The organism is Streptomyces dangxiongensis (assembly GCF_003675325.1).
Classification (GTDB): Bacteria; Actinomycetota; Actinomycetes; order Streptomycetales; family Streptomycetaceae; genus Streptomyces; species Streptomyces dangxiongensis.
Genome location: NZ_CP033073.1, coordinates 865,643 through 884,558, shown reverse-complemented (window position 1 = coordinate 884,558; position 18,916 = coordinate 865,643). Strand labels below are relative to the sequence as shown.

The window sequence follows — 18,916 nt, the reverse complement described above, 5'->3', positions numbered from 1 at the left end:
GGCACACGACTGATTGGGGCAGGGAAAGTGAGTGCTTCCTACGAGAAGCTTGTCGAGGCGCTGCGGAAGTCACTGGAAGAGGTCGGCACGCTGAAGAAGCGGAACCAGCAGCTTCTGAGCGCGTCGCGTGAGCCGGTCGCGATCGTCGGCATGGCCTGCCGGCTGCCCAGCGGCGTCGACACCCCCGAGGACCTCTGGGAGCTGGTCGCCGAGGGCCGCGACGGAGTGTCGGGCTTCCCGGACGACCGCGGCTGGGACCTGGACGCCCTGCTGGACGCCGATCCGGAGAAGACCGGCACCTCGTACGTCGACCAGGGCGGCTTCCTGCGGGGCGCCGGCCGGTTCGACGCCGAGTTCTTCGGCATCTCGCCGCGTGAGGCGCTGGCGATGGACCCGCAGCAGCGGCTGCTCCTGGAGACGTCCTGGGAGGCGCTGGAGCGGGCCGGTGTCGATCCGGCGACCCTCAAGGGCACCGACGTCGGCGTCTTCAACGGCATCATGGGCGTCGACTACTTCGCCGGCGGAAGCGTCCCGCCCGAACTGGAGGGCTTCACCGGCACCGGCGCCGCCTCCAGCGTGGCGTCCGGCCGCATCTCCTACGTCTTCGGTTTCGAGGGCCCCGCGGTCACCCTCGACACCGCCTGCTCGTCCTCCCTGGTCGCCATCCATCTCGCCGTGCAGGCACTGCGCAGGGGAGAGTGCACGATGGCCCTGGCGGGGGGCGCCACGGTCATGGCCACGCCCGGCCTGTTCATCGACTTCTCCCGGCAACGGGGCCTCGCGGCGGACGGCCGCTGCAAGGCTTACTCGTCGACCGCGGACGGCACGGGCTGGGCCGAGGGCGCGGGTGTCGTCGTACTGGAGCGGCTGTCGGAGGCGCGGCGCAAGGGTCACCGGGTGCTGGCGGTGGTGCGCGGCACGGCCGTCAACCAGGACGGCGCCTCCAACGGCCTCACCGCCCCCAACGGCCCCTCGCAGCAGCGGGTCATCCGCAAGGCGCTGGCCGCTGCCGGGCTGACCCCGGCGGACGTGGACGCCGTGGAAGGCCATGGCACGGGCACGGCCCTCGGGGACCCGATCGAGGCTCAGGCCCTGCTCGCCACCTACGGCCAGGACCGTGAAGAGCCGTTGTGGCTGGGCTCGTTGAAGTCCAACGTCGGCCACACCCAGGCCGCCGCCGGTGTCGCCGGCGTCATCAAAATGATCCAGGCGATGCGCCACGGCGTGCTCCCGGCCACCCTGCACGTCGCGGAACCCTCCCCTCGCGTCGACTGGGAGTCGGGCGCCGTACGGCTGCTGACGGAGGCCCGCGCGTGGCCGGAGGTGAGCCGGCCGCGCCGGGCCGGTGTGTCCGGGTTCGGCGTGAGCGGTACGAACGCGCACGTCATCCTGGAGCAGGCACCGGAGGAGGATGTCACCGAGCCGGCGGCCCCGGCTGACGGCGTGATCCCGGTGGTCGTCTCCGCGCGCAGCGCCGGGGCCCTGGCCGGACAGGCGGGGCGGCTCGCCGAGTTCGCCGGTGACACCGACACCGGCCTGCCGACCGTCGCCGGTGCGCTCGTCTCCCGGCGGGCGGTCCTGCCTGAACGAGCCGTGGTCCTCGCCGCATCCCGGGAAGAGGCCCTCACCGGGCTGCGCGCACTGGCCGACGGGCAAACGGTCCCTTCGGTGATCACGGGGTCGGGTGCCGGTGGGAAGACGGTGTTCGTGTTCCCGGGTCAGGGTTCCCAGCGGGTGGGTATGGGCGCGGAGTTGTATGAGCGGTTCCCGGTGTTCGCGCGGGCGTTGGACGAGGCGTGTGCGGCGTTGGACGCGCAGCTCGCGGGTGCGGTGGGGCATTCGGTGCGGGATGTGGTCTTCGGGGCGGGTGAGGGCCTGCTGGATCGGACGGTATTCACGCAGGCGGGTCTGTTCGCGGTGGAGTCGGCGTTGTTCCGGCTCGTGGAGTCGTGGGGTGTGCGGCCGGATGTGGTGGCCGGGCATTCGATCGGCGAGGTTGTGGCCGCGCATGTCGCCGGGGTGTTGTCGCTGACGGATGCGGCGGTGCTGGTGGCTGCTCGGGGTCGGTTGATGCAGGCCCTGCCGTCGGGTGGGGCGATGGTGGCGGTGGCGGCGAGTGAGGCGGAGGTTACTGAACACCTCACTGCCGGCATCGACCTGGCGGCGGTGAACGGGCCCGCGTCTGTTGTCCTGTCGGGTGACGAGGATGCCGTCGTGGCGGTGGCGGACCGGCTGCGCGAGCAGGGCCGCCGGGTGAAACGGCTGACCGTCTCGCATGCGTTCCATTCGGCGTTGATGGAGCCGATGCTGGCCGAGTTCGGCGAGGTGCTGTCGGGGCTGGCCTGGAACGAGCCTGCCGTCCCGGTGGTGTCGAACGTGACCGGAGAGCTGGCCGAGCCGGGTCAGTTGTCCGACCCTGCTTACTGGGTGGATCACGTTCGTCGTCCGGTGCGTTTCGCCGACGGTATCGCCGCGTCGGGCGGGTCGGTGTTCCTGGAACTCGGCCCCGGTGGCGCTCTCACCGGTGCGATCGGTGAGTGTGCGGCCGAGGACGCGGTGAGCGTTCCGGCCCTGCGGGATGACCGGGGCGAGGAGCGGACGCTTCTGCTGTCCGTCGCGGAGTTGTTCGTGCGCGGTACGAAGGTGGACTGGGCGGCGGTGCTGCCCGAGGGTGCCACCGGAGTCCATGTGGACCTGCCGACGTACGCCTTCGACCACCAGCACTACTGGCTGCGGATGGCGGAGTCCGTGGTCGACGCGGCGGCGCTGGGGCTGGCCGGCGCCGACCACCCGCTGCTGGGTGCGATGGTGCAACTACCGCAGTCCGACGGGCTGGTCCTCACCTCCCGGCTGTCCCTGCGCACCCACCCCTGGCTCGCCGACCACGCCATCGGCGGAGTGGTTCTGGTGCCCGGCACCGGGCTGGTCGAGCTGGCCGTGCGGGCCGGTGACGAGGTCGGCTGCGGGGTGCTGGACGAGCTGGTCATCGAGGCACCGCTGGTCGTTCCCGAGCAGGGCGCCGTACGGGTCCAGGTCGCCGTCGGCGGGCCGGACCGGACCGGGGCGCGCAGCGTCGAGGTGTACTCCACCCGCCAGGACGTCGGTGCGGAGAGCGGGCCGGACGCCTGGACCCGGCACGCCAGCGGCACCCTGAGCACCGCTACCGCCCCCACCGGGACCCACGACTTCACCGCATGGCCCCCGCCCGGCGCCCGGCAGGTCGACATCTCCGACGGCTACGAGAAGCTGACGCGCGCGGGATACGCGTACGGCCCGGCGTTCCGGTGCGTGCGCAAGGTCTGGCGACGCGACAGCGAGCTGTTCGCCGAGGTCGTCGTCCCCCCGGAGCAGCGCGAGAACGCCGCCGGGTTCGGCATCCACCCGGCGCTGCTCGACGCGGCCCTGCACGCCAGCATCCTGGACGCGGCTGCCGAGGTGGCCGACGGAGCCGTGGTCGAGGAGGAGCCGGTGGTACGGCTGCCGTTCGCCTGGAACGGGCTGACGCTGCACGCCTGCGGCGCCGCGTCGATCCGGGTACGGCTCCTGCGGCCCGACCCGGACACGCTGTCCCTGGAAGCCGTCGACGACTCCGGCGACCTCGTGCTGACCCTGGACTCACTGGTCTCGCGGGCGGTCTCCGCCGAGCAGCTCGACGCGGCGGCCGGCACTGCCGGTTCGGACGCGCTGTTCCGGGTGGAGTGGAGTGAGCTGCCGCCTGTGTCGGGTGTCGGTGAGGTGCCGTCGGTGACGGTGGTCGATGCCCGTACCCGTGGGGACGGTGGGGACGGTGGGGCGCCGGTGGTGCTGGTGGGTCGGGTGCTGAGGGGGGTGCAGGCGTGGCTGGCGGAGGAGGCGGGAGAGGACGGTCGGCTGGTGGTGGTCACGCGGGGTGCGGTGCCGGCGTGTGGTGACGCGGAGGTGACCGATCCGGGTGGCGCGGCCGTCTGGGGCCTGGTCCGTGCCGCGCAGGCCGAGAACCCCGACCGGATCGTCCTCATCGACACCGAGTCCCAGGCCCAGGCCCAGACCCGGGCGGAGACATTCGGCATCACCGCAGCCGATCTCGGTCCGGCCCTCGCCACCGGCGAACCCCAACTCGCCCTACGGGGCACGTCCATGTACGTGCCCCGCCTCGCCCGAGCGGTCCCCGCCCCCGCCGCGGTGCCGGTGCTCGACCCGGAAGGCACGGTCCTGATCACCGGTGGCACCGGATCTCTGGCCGCTCTCCTGGCCCGGCATCTCGTGACCCGGCACGGCATCCGCCATCTGGTGCTGGTGAGCCGAAGTGGCCTGGAGGCTTCCGGGGCACGGGAGCTGGTGGCGGAGCTGGAGGCGCTGGGCGCGGAGTCGGTGTCGGTGCCCGCCTGTGACGTGACCGACCGGGACGCGGTGGCGGCCCTGCTCTCCGGGCTGACCGGGCCCCGGCTGACCGCCGTCGTCCACGCGGCCGGTGTCTTCGACGCCGGGGTCGTGGGGGATATCCGACCCGAGCGGCTGGCCGGGGTGTTCGCGCCGAAGGTGACCGCGGTGCGGCACCTGGACGAGCTGACCCGCGAACTCGCCCCCGGCCTGGACGCGTTCGTCACCTACTCCTCCGTCTCCGGTGTCTTCCTCGGCGCCGGTACCGGCGGTTACGGCGCCGCCAACGCCTGCATGGACGCGCTCATGTCGGTACGCCGGGCGGCCGGGTACCCGGCGCGGTCGCTGGCCTGGGGCCTGTGGGAGCAGACCACCGGCATGGGAGCCGACCTCGACGAGCTGTCGCGCAGCCGCATGAACCGCCGTGGTGGCGTGCTGGCCCTCGGGGCCGAGGAGGGCATGGAGCTGTTCGACGCGGCACTGGGCAGCGATCAGACGCTGCTCGTGCCCGCCAGGCTGGACCTGCGGGGTCTGCGTGCCGACGCGACCGCCGGGGCCACCGTGCCGCCACTGCTGCGCGGCCTGGTCCGTGTGGGCCGGCGTGCCGCGCGCGGTGCCGGACGGGAGGGCCGGGACGGCCTGGCCGGGCGGCTGGCCGGGCTGGCTACGGCCGAGCAGGAGGCGCTGCTGCTGGACCTGGTCCGCACCCATGTCGCGAACGTCCTCGGGCATGCCGGACCGGACCGGGTGAGGGCCGAGACCGCCTTCAAGGACGCCGGGTTCGACTCCCTCACCTCCGTGGAACTGCGCAACCGGCTGCGCGAGGCCACCGGCCTGAGCCTGCCCGCCACCGCTGTCTTCGACTACCCGACCCCGCTCACCCTCGCCCGGCACCTGCACGAGGAGTTCCGGGGCGTGGCACCGGCCACGCCCGCGCCGGTGACCGCGCCGCACGACCCGCAGGAGCCGATCGCCGTCGTGGGCATGGCCTGCCGGCTGCCGGGCGGCGTCGGCAGTCCCGAGGACCTGTGGCGCCTGGTCAGCGAGGGCCGCGACGGTGTCACCGGGTTCCCGACGGACCGTGGCTGGGACCTCGACCGGGTCCTCGACGACGATCCCGAGCACACCGGGACGTCGTACGTCGGTCAGGGCGGCTTCCTGCACGAGGCACCGCTGTTCGACCCGGTGTTCTTCGGTATCTCGCCGCGTGAGGCGGTGGCGATGGACCCGCAGCAGCGGCTGCTCCTGGAGACCTCGTGGGAGGCGCTGGAGCGAGCCGGTATCGATCCGACCGGGCTCAAGGGCACGGACGTCGGGGTGTTCAGTGGCATCATGGGCGTCGACTACTACTCCGGCGGTGACGTCCCGGAGGAGGTGGGCGGCTTCGCGCTGACCGGTGCCGGGGCGAGCGTGGCCTCGGGCCGGGTGTCGTACGTCTTCGGCTTCGAGGGTCCGGCGGTCACCGTGGACACCGCCTGTTCCTCGTCCCTGGTCGCCCTGCACCTGGCCGCGCAGGCGCTGCGCAACGGTGAGTGCTCCCTGGCCCTGGCCGGCGGTTCGACCGTGATGGCCGGGCCTGGGATGTTCATGGAGTTCTCGCGGCAGCGGGCGCTGGCCACGGACGGGCGCTGCAAGTCGTACGCCGACGCCGCCGACGGCACGGGCTGGGCCGAGGGCGCGGGTGTCGTCGTACTGGAGCGGCTGTCGGAGGCGCGGCGCAAGGGTCACCGGGTGCTGGCGGTCGTGCGCGGCAGCGCCGTGAACCAGGACGGCGCGTCGAACGGTCTGACCGCACCCAACGGCCCGTCGCAGCAGCGCGTGATCCGTAAGGCGCTCGCGAACGCGGGGCTCACCCCGGCGGACGTGGACCTGGTGGAGGGCCACGGCACGGGTACCGTCCTCGGCGACCCGATCGAGGCACAGGCGCTGCTCGCCACGTACGGCAAGGCGCGCGAAGAGCCGTTGTGGCTGGGCTCGTTGAAGTCGAACATCGGGCACGCCCAGGCCGCCGCCGGAGTCGCCGGTGTCATCAAGGCGGTACAGGCGCTGCGGCATCGAGTGATGCCCGCCACCCTGCACGTCGACGTACCGTCCTCCCAGGTCGACTGGTCGGCCGGCGCGGTGGAACTGCTCACCGAGGCCCGTGAGTGGGCCGACCCGGGACGGCCCCGCCGGGCCGCGGTGTCCTCGTTCGGGCTCAGCGGCACCAACGCGCACGTGATCCTGGAGGAGGTCCCCGAGGAGCCGGAGCAGCCGCCCACGGCCGAGCCGGTCCCGGCCGGTGTGGTGCCGCTGGCGGTGTCGGCCCGCGGTACCGGCGCGCTCGCCGGTCAGGCCGCTCGCCTCGCCGCGTTCCTCGACGGCACCGACGCCTCGCCGGCCGACGTCGCGGCGGCCCTGGTGACCCGGCGGGCCGTCCTGCCCGAGCGGGCCGTGGTGGTGGCCGGCACCCGGGAGGAGGCCGTGGCGGGGCTGGGCGCGCTGGCCCGCGGCGAGAGCGGCCCCGCCGTCGTGACCGGCAGCCCCGCCGCCACGGCCGGCACCGGGAAGGTCGTCTTCGTCTTCCCCGGCCAGGGCGGCCAGTGGGCCGGCATGGGCCGTGAACTGCTCGACACCTCACCGGTGTTCGCCGAGCGGATCGCGGAGTGCGCCCGGGCGCTGGAACCCTGGGTGGACTGGACGCTGGAGGACGTGCTGCGCGGCGAGGCACCGGACGAGCTGCTGCGACGCACCGACGTGGTCCAGCCGGCGAGCTTCGCCGTGATGATCGGCCTGGCGGCCGTCTGGGCCTCGGTGGGTGTCGTACCGGACGCGGTGACCGGTCACTCGCAGGGCGAGATCGCCGCCGCCTGCGTCGCCGGAGCGCTGTCACTGCGGGACGCGGCGCGGCTCGTGGCACTGCGCGCCCAGGTGATCGCCGAGCGGCTGTCCGGGCTCGGCGGCATGGCCGCCGTGGCCCTGCCCGAGGACGAGGCGACCGCCGCCGTCGCACGCTGGGCGGGCCGCGTGCACGTCGCCGCGGTCAACTCCCCGTCCTCGGTGGTGGTGGCCGGAGACGCCGGCCTGCTGGACGAGGTCGTCGAGACGCTGTCGGCCGAGGGCGTCCGGGCCCGGCGGATCGCGGCCGACTTCGCCTCGCACACCCCGCACGTGGAGACGGTGCGCGAGCTCCTCACCAAGGCGTTCGCCGACGTCCGCAGCCAGGCCCCCGTCATCCCCTTCCACTCCACCGTCACCGGCGAGCGCGTCGGCGAGGCCGGCACGCTGGACGGCGACTACTGGTACCACAACGTGCGCCGGCCGGTCCGCTTCGCCCCCGCCGTCACCGCCCTGCTGGAGACCGGGCACACCGTGTTCGTGGAGGTCAGCGCCCACCCGGTGCTCGCCCCGGCCATCAGCGAGACCGCAGACGGCGCCGACGTGCTCGTCACCGGCTCGCTGCGCCGCGACGACGGCGGCCCCCGGCGGCTGCTGGCCTCCATGGCCGAACTGTTCGTCAGAGGTGTGCCGTTGGACTGGACGGGAATCCTGCCGGCCGCCGCCCACCCCGTCGACCTGCCCACGTACGCCTTCGACCACCAGCACTACTGGCTCCCCGCACCCGCCGCCGCGGGCGACGCCGCCTCGCTCGGGCTGGCCGGCGCCGACCACCCGCTCATCGGCGCGGTGGTCGAGGTCCCGGACACCGGCGGCGTCCTGTGCACCTCCCGGCTGTCCCTGCGCACCCACCCGTGGCTGGCCGACCACGCCGTCGGCGACGTCGTCCTGCTGCCCGGCACCGGCCTGGTCGAACTCGCCGTCCGCGCCGGTGACGAGGCCGGCTGCGCCACCCTGGAAGAACTCGTCATCGAGGCCCCGCTGATCCTCCCGCCACAGGGCGGCGTGCGCGTGCAGGTGAGCGTCGGCGGCCCCGGCGAACACGGCACCCGTACGGTCACCGTCCACTCCACGCCCGACGGCGCGACCGGCGCCGACGGCTGGACCCGGCACGCCACCGGCGTCCTCGCCCCGGCCCCGCCCGCCCGCACCCCCGCCCACCCCGACCTCACCACCTGGCCGCCGTCCGGCGCCGAACGCGTCGAGGTGACCCCGCAGGACTTCTACGCCGGACTGCGCGACCACGACTACCACTACGGGCCCGTCTTCCGCGGCCTGCGCGCGGCGTGGCGGCGCGGCGAGGAACTCTTCGCCGAGATCGCCCTGCCCGAGCAGGAGCACAAGGCCGCCACGGAGTACGGCATCCATCCGGCGCTCCTCGACGCCGCCCTGCACACCAAGGCCTTCCTCAGCGGCGGCGAGCACCGCACGATGCTGCCCTTCGCCTGGAACGGGCTCACCCTGCACGCCTCCGGGGCGACCTCCCTGCGGATCCGGGTCGCCCGGCCCGCGCCGGACGCGCTGTCCCTGGAGGCCGCCGACGACACCGGCAGTCCTGTCCTCAGCGCCGCCTCGCTGGTGTTCCGCCCGGTCGCCCCCGAGCAACTGCGCACCACCGGCGGCGGCGACATGCTCTTCGGCGTCGACTGGGTCCCGCTGCCCCGGCCGGAGGAGGCGCAGACCCCGTCCTGGCTCCGGCTGTCCACCGCGGAGGAGGTGGCGACCCTCGCCGAGGACGCCACGGGCGGCACCGAGCTGCCCCGCGCCGTCGTCCTGGAGGCCGCGACCGCCGGCCCGGACGACACCCCGCTCGCCGTGACGGACCGCGTCCTGGAGGTCGTCCAGACCTGGCTGGCCGGCGGCGGCCTGGAGGACACCCGGCTGGTCGTGCTCACCCGGGGTGCGGTGCCCGCGGGCGGCGACGCGGCGGTCACGGACCCGGGCGGCGCGGCCGTCTGGGGCCTGGTCCGTGCCGCGCAGGCGGAGAACCCCGACCAGATCGTGCTGCTCGACACGGACGGCGACACGGGGACAGGCCCGGACGGCGGCCCAGGGACCGGCACGGACACCGGTACGGGCATCGGCCCGGACGCGGACGGTCTCGGGTCGCTGCTCGGCGCGGTCCTCGCCACGGGGGAGCCGCAACTCGCCGTACGCGACGCGGCGTTGCACGTGCCGCGGCTGACCAGGGCGGTCCCGGCCCCCGCCGCGGAGACGGTGCTGGACCCGGAGGGCACGGTGCTCGTCACCGGTGGCACCGGGTCCCTGGCCGGCCTCCTGGCCCGGCACCTGGTGACCCGGCACGGGATCCGCCATCTCGTGCTGGTGAGCCGAAGTGGCCTGGAGGCTTCCGGGGCACGGGAGCTGGTGGCGGAGCTGGAGGCGCTGGGCGCGGAGTCGGTGTCGGTGCCCGCCTGTGACGTGACCGACCGGGACGCGGTGGCGGCCCTGCTCTCCGGGGCTGACCGGGCCCCGGCTGACCGCCGTCGTCCACGCGGCCGGCCTGTACGACGCGGGCGTGGTCGGTGAGATCGAACCCGAGCGGCTGGCCCGGGTGTTCGCGCCGAAGGTGACCGCCGTGCGCCACCTGGACGAGCTGACCCGCGAACTCGCCCCCGACCTCGACGCGTTCGTCACCTACTCCTCCGTGTCCGCCGTGTTCCTCGGCGCCGGCACCGGCGGTTACGCGGCGGCCAACGCCGCCATGGACGGGCTCATGTCGGTACGCCGGGCGGCCGGGTTCCCGGCGCGGTCGCTGGCCTGGGGCCTGTGGGAGCAGACCACCGGCATGGCCGCCCGCACCGACGAACTCACCCGAGGCCGGCTCAGCCGCCGCGGCGGCGTCCTCGCCCTCGCCCCCGAGGAGGGCATGGAGCTGTTCGACGCGGCGCTGGGCAGCGACCGGACCCTGCTCGTGCCGGCCAGGCTGGACCTACGGGGCCTGCGCGCCGACGCCACCGCCGGCACGGCCGTACCGCCCCTGCTGCGCGGGCTCGTCCGCGCCGGCCGGCAGGCGGCGCGGGCCGCCGTCAGCGGGGACGAGCGGCGCCGGCTCGCCGAACGCCTCGCCGGACTGCCGGCTGAGGAGCGGACCGGGACGCTGCTGGAGCTGGTGCGCACCCAGGTGGCCGTCGTCCTCGGCTACGCCGCCACCCACCAGGTCGACGCCGACCAGGGTCTGTTCGAGATCGGCTTCGACTCGCTCACCGCCCTCGAACTGCGCAACCGGCTAGGCGAGCTGACCGGGACCAAGCTCGGCGCGGGCCTCGTCTTCGACCATCCGACCCCCGCGATGATCGTCGCCCAGCTGGCCGAGCGCCTGTACGGCGACGACGCACCCGGGCCCGTGGCCCTCTCCGTCTGAGGCGTCCACCCACCACCCCGCACCGAAGGGAGCAGATCACCGCATGTTCGACGTGGATGCCTACCTCCGCCGCCTCGGCCGGCCCGGACAGCGCCCGAGGCCGGACCTCGACACCCTGCGCACCCTGCACAAACAGCACCTGATGACCCTGCCGTACAACGTCGCCGGACAGGGCTTCGCCGACGGCGTGCACCTCGTGGACGTGGACGAGGACGAGGTGTTCCGCACCGGTGTCCTGGAGGGCCTGGGCGGCACCTGCTTCCAGCTCAACCGGCTCTTCTTCCGGCTCCTGTCCGAACTGGGCTACGAGGTCACCCTGCTGGCCGCGAGCACCGCCGAGGGCCGGGAGAACTTCGGCACCGAGATCGAGCACATGTTCATCCGGGCCGTCGTCGAGGGCCAGGAGTGGCTCGTCGACGTCGGCTACCCCGGACCGTCGTACCTCGAACCGCTGCGCGTCAGCGACCAGGTGCAGACCCAGTACGGCTGCCAGTACCGGCTCGTCGGCGCCGACGACGGCGCCATCGCCGTGCAGCGGCGCGGACGCGTGACCCGGTGGGGCACCGTCTACACGTTCCGGCCGCGGGCCCGCCAGTGGCACGACTGGAAGGAGCTGGAGGACCGGGCCCGCGCCCACCACGCCACCGCCTCCCAGGACGACGGCCAGGGCATCCTGTGCGGCCGGACGTTCCACAACGGCCAGGCCGTGCTCAAGGGCCGCCGCTACCTCGTCGTCCGGGACGGACGCGAACGCGTCCGCACCGTCGTCGACGACACCGAACACCGCAGGCTCGTCACCGCCCTGCTCACCGGCGACCTCGACCCCGGCGACCTCGCATGACCCGGGGAAGGACGAACCGAACCATCGGCACCAGCCAGAAGACGGAAGGACAACTCATGGGGAACAACTCGGCCGACGTGGTCGTCATCGGCGGCGGACCGGCCGGCGCGATCAGCGCCTACGTGCTGGCCAAGCAGGGACACTCCGTCGTGCTCCTGGAGCGCGAGGAGTCCCCGCGCTTCCACATCGGCGAATCGCTACTGCCGTACATGATGGGCCTGTTCGACCGGATCGGCATCCGGGAAGCCGTCGAGGCCGGCGGCTACGTCCCCAAGTTCGGCGGTGAGTTCATCGACCCGACCGAGAAGAAGTTCTTCTCCGGCGTGTTCCGCGCCGACTTCGGCCTGCAGGGCGACGGCCGCTACGACCAGGCGTACCAGGTCCAACGGGCCCGTTTCGACAGCATGCTGGTCCAGGAGGCCGGCAAGGCCGGCGCCGAGGTCCGCCTCGGCGCCACCGTCGGCGAACTGCTGATGGACGGCGACCGCATGACCGGCGTCCGCTACACCAAGAACGGCGAGGATCACGAGGTCCGCTCCCGGTACGTCATCGACGCCAGCGGACGCGCCGGCCGCATCGCCCACAAGTTCGGGCTGCGCAAGACGCTGGAGAAACTCCGCATGGTCGCGGTGTTCCGGCACTACGAGGGCCTCGACGAGCAGCACAACCTCGGCGTCGAGGGAGACATCCAGGTCGGCGCGCACGGCGACGGCTGGGTGTGGGCCATACCGCTGTCGAAGGACGTCATCAGCGTCGGCACCGTCATGCCCCGCGACGTCTTCCGCGCCTCGACCCCGCAGAAGGTGTTCGAGGAGCACCTCGCCCGGGTCCCGCGCATCACCGCCCGGCTGACCGGCACCCGCCCGGTCATGGACCTGCAGGTCGAGACCGACTACTGCTACCACGCCGACACCGTCAACGGCCCCGGCTGGCTGATGGTCGGCGACGCCGGCTGCTTCGGCGACCCCATGTTCTCCGGCGGTGTCCTCGTCGCCTCGGCCACCGCCGTCCGCGCCGCCGAGACCCTCGGCGAGGCCCTGCGCAACCCGCAGGACGCCGACCGGCTGATCGACGAGTACGCCAACTTCTTCAAGACCGGCTACGACACCTACATCCGGCTCATCCACGCCTTCTACGACGGTGAACTCGTCGCGGTCGCCGCCGATGCCGGCCGCACCACCGACCGGGAGACACTGGAGCGCTATCTGATCCGGCTCATCGGCGGCGACTTCTGGAGCGAGCACAACGCGGTCGCCCAGGAGATGCGCCGGCGGACCGAATGGGACACCTTCACGCCGTTCCAGCGGGTCTTCGGCTGCCCGTCCTACCCGCACCTGGACGAGCAGGACCGCAAGGAGCGCGCCGAGTCCCGCATCCGCCGGGTGACCGCCGGCCAGTAACCCGCCGACGCCCGCCCCGCCACGGAGTCCCGGCCGCGGTACCGCCGCCGGCCGGGCTCCGGGCGACCGACCCGAAGTCCCCGTGCGATCGAACAAGGTGAAGCGGAAGTGACAGAACAAGTCCCGGTGCGTTTCGGCGACCGGTCCTACGAGGTGCACATCGGCCCCGGGGTGCGCTCCGCGCTGCCCGCGGTCATCGAGAAGCTGGCCGCCCGGCGCGTGGCGGTGGTCTCGGCGCGGCCCGCCGCATGGGTGCCCGACACCGGCGTGGAAACCCTGCTGCTGCCCGCCCGGGACGGTGAACCGGACAAGACCCTCGCCACCGTCGAGGCCCTGTGCGCCGCGTTCGTCCGGTTCGGGCTGACCCGCTCCGACGCCGTCGTCTCCGTCGGCGGCGGCACCACCACCGACGTCGTCGGCCTGGCCGCCGCGCTCTACCACCGGGGCATACCGGTCGTCCACCTGCCGACCAGCCTGCTCGCCCAGGTCGACGCCAGCGTCGGCGGCAAGACCGCCGTCAACCTGCCCGAGGGAAAGAACCTGGTCGGCGCCTACTGGCAGCCCGCCGCCGTCCTGTGCGACACCGACTACCTGACCACCCTGCCGGCCCGCGAACTGCGCAACGGGCTGGGTGAGATCGCCCGCTGCCACTTCATCGGGGCCCCGGACCTGCACGGACTGCCGCTCGCCGAGCAGATAGCGGCCAGTGTGACCCTGAAGGCCGGCATCGTCTCCGCCGACGAACGCGACACCGGGCCGCGGCACCTGCTCAACTACGGCCACACCCTCGGCCACGCCCTGGAAGTGGCCACCGGTTTCGCCCTGCGGCACGGCGAGGCCGTCGCCGTCGGCACCGTCTTCGCCGGCCGGCTCGCCGGCGTCCTCGGCCGGATCACCTCCGACCGGGTCCGGGAACACCAGGAGGTGGTCGCCGCGTACGGCCTGCCCACCGCACTGCCGGACACGACCGACCCCGGCACACTGATCGGATTGATGCGCCGGGACAAGAAGGCCCGCGCCGGCCTGACCTTCGTCCTCGACGGCCCGGCCGGCGCCGAACTCGTCGCCGACGTGCCCGAGCCGGCCGTCGCCGAGGCCCTCGCCCGGATGGAACGCGCCCCCCTCGACCGGCTCCTCGCCGTCGCCCCGGCCTACGGCGCGGGAACGGAGACGGCGGTGACATGACGTACACGCCACGGTGGCCGCCGGACACCCCGGCGCGGATCCGGCGGCGGGCCGTCGAACGCGCCCTCGCCGACCGGCTCGACGCGGCCCTGGCCAGGCCCGCCGCACAGCAGCCCGGCTGGCCCGACCCGGACCGGGTCCGGGCCGTGGTCCGCCGGCTGACCGCCGGCGAACCCCTCGTCGCCCCCGCCGAGACCCGGCGGCTCCTCGACCGGCTCGGGGCCGTCGCCCGCGGCGAGGCACTCCTGCTCCAGAGCGGCGACTGCGCGGAGACCTTCGCCGACAGCACCGAGGCTCACCTGCGGGGCAACCTCGGACTGCTCCGGCGGATGGCGCTCGTCCTCACCCACGGCGCCGGCCTGCCCGTGGTCACGGTGGCCCGCGCCGCCGGCCAGTACGCCAAGCCCCGCTCCGCCCCCGTCGACGCCCACGGACTCCCGGTGTACCGCGGCGACATCGTCAACTCCGCCGAGGCGACCCACGCCGCCCGCGCCCCCGACCCCGAACGCATGGCATGGGCCCACGCCCACGCCCGCGAGGCGATGACCGTCGTCCGCCGGCTCGCCCGCGGTGAACTCGCCGACGCGCACGCCCTGCACGAGGAGAACCGGCGTTTCGTCGACACCGCGCCGGGAGGCCGCCGGTACGCCGCCCGGTCCGCGGCGATCGGCCGCGGTCTGAGCTTCATGACCGGCATCGGCGCCCCCGCCCCTCGGCTCGGCGAGATCTGGACCAGCCACGAGGCGCTGCTGCTGGACCACGAACGCACCCTGCTCTGGATCGACGCCGAGGGGACCGAACCCCAACTTTCCAGCGGACTGGCCCACTTCCTGTGGATCGGGGAACGTACCCGGCAGCCCGACGGCGCGCACCTCGCCTTCGCCGAGCTGCTGGCCAACCCCGTCGGCGTGAAGATCGGCCCCGGCACCACACCGGAACAGGCCGTGGAGTACGTCCGCCGGCTCGACCCGCACGGCGTCCCCGGCCGGGTCACCCTGATCAGCCGGATGGGCCACGACCGGATCCGCCAGGTGCTCCCGCCGATCGTGGAGAAGGTCACCGCCTCCGGCCGCCAAGTGGTCTGGCAGTGCGACCCCATGCACGGCAACTCGCGCACCGCCGCGAACGGTTACAAGACACGGCACTACGACCGCATCCTCGACGAGATCACCGGCTTCCTCGAGGTGCACCGGGCCCTGGGCACCCACCCCGGCGGCCTGCACCTGGAGGCGACCGGCGAGAATGTCACCGAGTGCGTCGGCGGCGCCCGCGGGCTGGCCGAGGCCGACCTGCCCACCCGCTACCGCACCGCCTGCGACCCCCGCCTCAACGCCGAACAGGGCATGGAACTCGCCTTCGCGGTGGCGGAGCTGTTCGCGGCCGGCACGACCCCCAGCCCGGAGACACCACGATGACGGACACCCCGCGACCGACCGAGACCGACACCCCGAACGGCAGCACCCCCGCCGACGCCACCGGCACCAGTACCGGCACGGGCACGGGCACCGGCACGGCCGGCTCCCGGCAGACCCTGGTCAGCGGGAGCACCCGGCTCTACGCCGTCCTCGGTGACCCGGTCGGGCAGGTCCAGTCGCCCGGGCTGCTCAACCCGCTCTTCGCCCGGCTCGGCATCGACGCCGTGCTGGTCCCCGTGCACGTCCGCCCCGGCGACCTGGAGAGCGTCGTCCGGGGACTGCAACGCGTCGGCAACCTCGACGGCCTGTTCGTCACCGTCCCGCACAAGACGACCGCGGCCCGGCTGGCCGACCGGCGCAGCCGCACCGTCGAGATCACCGGCAGCGCCAACGCGCTGCGGCGCGAGAGCGACGGCGCCTGGCTCGCCGAAAACTTCGACGGCTCCGGGTTCGTCACGGGCCTGCTCCGGGCGGGCCACCCGCCGAAGGGCGCCCGAGTGGCCCTCGTCGGCGCCGGCGGAGCGGGCAGCGCCATCGCGGCGGCCCTGCTCGACGCGGGCGTGGACCGGCTGACGGTCACCGACCCCGACACCCCGAAGCTGACCGCGCTCGTCGACCGGCTGGCCGCCCACTGGCCGGGCCGGGTCCATGCCACCGGCCGGCCGCCCCTGGAAGACACCGACATCGCCGTCAACGCCACCCCGCTCGGCCTGCGCCCCGACGACCCGCTGCCCTTCGACCCCCACGGACTGCGGCCCGGCACCGTCGTCGCGGACATCGTCATGAAACCCCGCGACACCCGGCTGCTGCGCGAGGCCGCCGCACGCGGACTCCCCGTGCACCACGGGAGCCATATGCTCACCGGCCAGGTCGACTCCTACCGCGCCTTCTTCGCACTGCACGAGGCACCCTGACCGTCCCCCCACCGGCCGACTACCAGACCGAGGGATGGAAAGGCCCCCACACCGGGGCCTAGGCTGAGCACGGCCAGCACCGCGCGAACCGTCCGGACCGGCTCCCCGCCCCCTCGCCTCGCCCGCTCACCTTCCAGCAGCCCGTTCCCGACGGAGATTTGGAGAACCATGAACGCGCGACCGGCACCCCGGTTCCCCGAGTGGCCCCAGTACGACGACGAGCGGACCGGACTGATCCGCGCCCTGGAACAGGGCCAGTGGTGGCGCATGGGCGGACAGGAAGTCGAGTCCTTCGAGCGCGAGTTCGCCGAATTCCACGGCTCCCCGCACGCCCTCGCCGTCACCAACGGCACCCACGCCCTCGAACTGGCCCTGCAGTGTCTGGGCGTCGGCCCCGGCACCGAGGTCGTCGTGCCGGCCTTCACCTTCATCTCCTCCTCGCAGGCAGCCCAGCGCATCGGCGCGGTCGCCGTGCCCGTCGACGTCGACCCGGACACGTACAACATCGACGTCGCCGCGGTGGCCGCCGCGATCACCCCGCGCACCCGGGCGATCATGCCCGTGCACATGGCCGGCCTGGTGGCCGACATGGACGCCCTCGGCAAGCTCTCCGCCGACACCGGCGTACCGATCCTCCAGGACGCGGCCCACGCCCAGGGCGCGCGCTGGCAGGGCAAGCGCGTCGGCGAACTCGGCTCGGTCGCCGCGTTCTCCTTCCAGAACGGCAAGCTGATGACCGCCGGTGAGGGCGGCGCCGTCCTGTTCCCCGAGAGCGACCTGTACGAGGCGGCGTTCCTGCGGCATAGCTGCGGCCGGCCGCGCACCGACCGCCGTTACATGCACCAGGTCGCCGGCACCAACATGCGGCTCAACGAGTTCTCCGCCTCCGTGCTCCGCGCCCAGCTACGCCGCCTGCCCGCCCAGACCGCACTGCGTGACAAGCGCTGGGCGCTGCTGTCCCGGCTGCTCGGCGCGGTCGACGGCGTCGTACCGCAGGGCAGCGATGTCCGCGCCGACCAGAACACGCACTACATGGCGATGTTCCGGGTCCCCGGCATCTCCGAGGAGGACCGCAACGCCCTCGTCGACCGGCTGGTGGACGCCGGGCTGCCCGCCTTCGCCGCGTTCCGCGCCATCTACCGCACCGACGCCTTCTGGGAGACCGGCGCCCCCGACGAGAGCGTCGAGCAGATCGCCGAGCGCTGCCCGCACACCGAGGCCATCAGCAGTGACTGCGTCTGGCTGCACCACCGGGTGCTCCTCGCCGACGAACCCGACCTGGAGCTCACGGCCGAGATCGTCGCGGACGCCGTGGCTGCCGTATGAGCGTGCGGGCCGCCGTGGTGGGGCTCGGCTGGGCGGGGCGTGAGCTGTGGCTGCCCCGGCTGCGGTCCCACCCGGACTTCGAGCTGGTCGCCGTGGCCGATCCCGACCCCGCCGCGCGGGCGGCCGTCGGCGCGGCGACGGGCACGCCCGCCCACGCCGGCCCGGACGCGCTCGACGCCCGGTCCGTCGACCTCGCCGTCGTCGCCGTACCCAACCACCTGCACACCACGGTCGCCGCCGGGCTGCTCCGCCGGGGCGTGTCCGTCTTCCTGGAGAAGCCGGTGTGCCTGTCCAGCGCCGAGGCCGACGTCCTGGCCGAGGCCGAGCGCGACGGCGGCACCCTGCTGGCTGGCAGCGCCGCCCGGCACCGCGCCGACGTACGCGAACTGGGCGCACTGCTGCCCGGACTGGGGCGGATCCGGCATGTCGACCTGGCCTGGGTACGGGCCCGTGGCGTACCGCGCGCGGGCGGCTGGTTCACCCGGCGCAGCGAGGCCGGCGGGGGCGCCCTCGTCGACCTCGGCTGGCATCTCGTGGACACCCTGACCGCCCTGCTCGGCCCGTCCCCGGTCCGCCAGGCCGTCGGCGCCACCTCGGACGACTTCCTCGACACCGGTGAGTTCTCCGCCGCCTGGCGCCGGGAACAGCCCGTCACCGCCCCCAGCGGCGACGTCGAGGACACCGCCCGCGGACTCCTGCTCCGCGAGGACGGCATCTCCGTATCGCTGCACGCCAGTTGGGCCTCGCACGAGGCGCGGGACCTCACCCTCGTCCGCGTCGAGGGCAGCGCCGGCACCGCCGAACTGCGCTGCACCTTCGGTTTCAGCCCCAACCGGCAGCCCGAGTCCGTCCTGACCCTCACCCGCGAGGGCACCACCCGCCGGCTGCCGGTGCCCGCCGAACCCGTCGGCGCCGAGTACACGCGGCAGCTTGACGGCGTCCCGGCCCTCCTCGCCGACCCGGCCGGCCGGGGCCGGGCCGTCGCCGAGGCACGGACCACCGTACGGCTCGTGGAGCGTCTCTACGCCTCCGCGCGGGCCGGCCGCGACGGGCCGAGCGAGCCCGCGTACCAGCAGACCACGAGCAGATGAGGACCCCATGACAGTCCCCTCGACCGACCGGCCCATCGCCACGGCCGGCCTCCTCACGGCACTCCGGACGGCGGTCGTCTTCGACCTCGACGGGGTGATCGTGGACAGCTTCCCGGTCATGCGGGAGGCGTTCGCGGTCGCCTA

At 73.9% G+C, this 18,916-nt stretch carries 8 protein-coding genes and 2 pseudogenes; all 10 read left to right on the top strand.

Annotation, left to right across the window (positions count from 1 at the left end):
• Window positions 1-12: 12 nt before the first annotated feature.
• Window positions 13-8,832, top strand: a pseudogene (locus D9753_RS04205) (type I polyketide synthase); the annotation flags it as partial.
• A gap of 33 nt (window positions 8,833-8,865) precedes the next feature.
• Window positions 8,866-9,952: pseudogene (locus D9753_RS39600) on the top strand (beta-ketoacyl reductase); the annotation flags it as partial.
• Window positions 9,941-10,600, top strand: a complete 660-nt coding sequence (locus tag D9753_RS38890; protein ID WP_394346796.1) for a beta-ketoacyl reductase — start codon at window positions 9,941-9,943, stop codon at window positions 10,598-10,600. The pseudogene D9753_RS39600 and the gene D9753_RS38890, both read left to right, overlap by 12 nt.
• 43 nt (window positions 10,601-10,643) lie before the next feature.
• Window positions 10,644-11,441 (top strand): arylamine N-acetyltransferase family protein, encoded by a 798-nt coding sequence (locus tag D9753_RS04200; protein ID WP_121785767.1) that lies wholly within the window; start codon window positions 10,644-10,646, stop codon window positions 11,439-11,441.
• Window positions 11,442-11,497: 56 nt separating this feature from the next.
• Window positions 11,498-12,841 carry an NAD(P)/FAD-dependent oxidoreductase gene (locus tag D9753_RS04195; protein WP_121785766.1) on the top strand — a complete coding sequence of 448 codons (1,344 nt, stop codon included), beginning with the start codon at window positions 11,498-11,500 and terminating at the stop codon, window positions 12,839-12,841.
• A 108-nt stretch (window positions 12,842-12,949) separates the two neighbouring features.
• The gene (locus D9753_RS04190; protein WP_121785765.1) at window positions 12,950-14,026 is read left to right on the top strand and encodes a 3-dehydroquinate synthase family protein; all 1,077 of its coding nucleotides are present in this window, start codon (window positions 12,950-12,952) and stop codon (window positions 14,024-14,026) included.
• Window positions 14,023-15,441, top strand: a complete 1,419-nt coding sequence (locus D9753_RS04185; RefSeq protein ID WP_121785764.1) for a 3-deoxy-7-phosphoheptulonate synthase — start codon at window positions 14,023-14,025, stop codon at window positions 15,439-15,441. The genes D9753_RS04190 and D9753_RS04185 overlap by 4 nt, the downstream gene beginning before the upstream one ends.
• On the top strand, window positions 15,438-16,355 hold the full coding sequence (locus D9753_RS04180) for a shikimate dehydrogenase family protein (protein WP_121785763.1): 918 nt from the start codon (window positions 15,438-15,440) through the stop codon (window positions 16,353-16,355). Before D9753_RS04185 ends, D9753_RS04180 begins: the two co-directional genes overlap by 4 nt.
• Window positions 16,356-16,523: 168 nt before the next feature.
• Window positions 16,524-17,681 (top strand): 3-amino-5-hydroxybenzoate synthase, encoded by a 1,158-nt coding sequence (gene rifK, locus D9753_RS04175; protein WP_121785762.1) that lies wholly within the window; start codon window positions 16,524-16,526, stop codon window positions 17,679-17,681.
• A complete protein-coding gene (locus D9753_RS04170) occupies window positions 17,678-18,772 on the top strand; it encodes a Gfo/Idh/MocA family protein (protein ID WP_121785761.1) in 1,095 nt (364 codons plus the stop codon). Before rifK ends, D9753_RS04170 begins: the two co-directional genes overlap by 4 nt.
• Window positions 18,773-18,916: the final 144 nt, after the last annotated feature.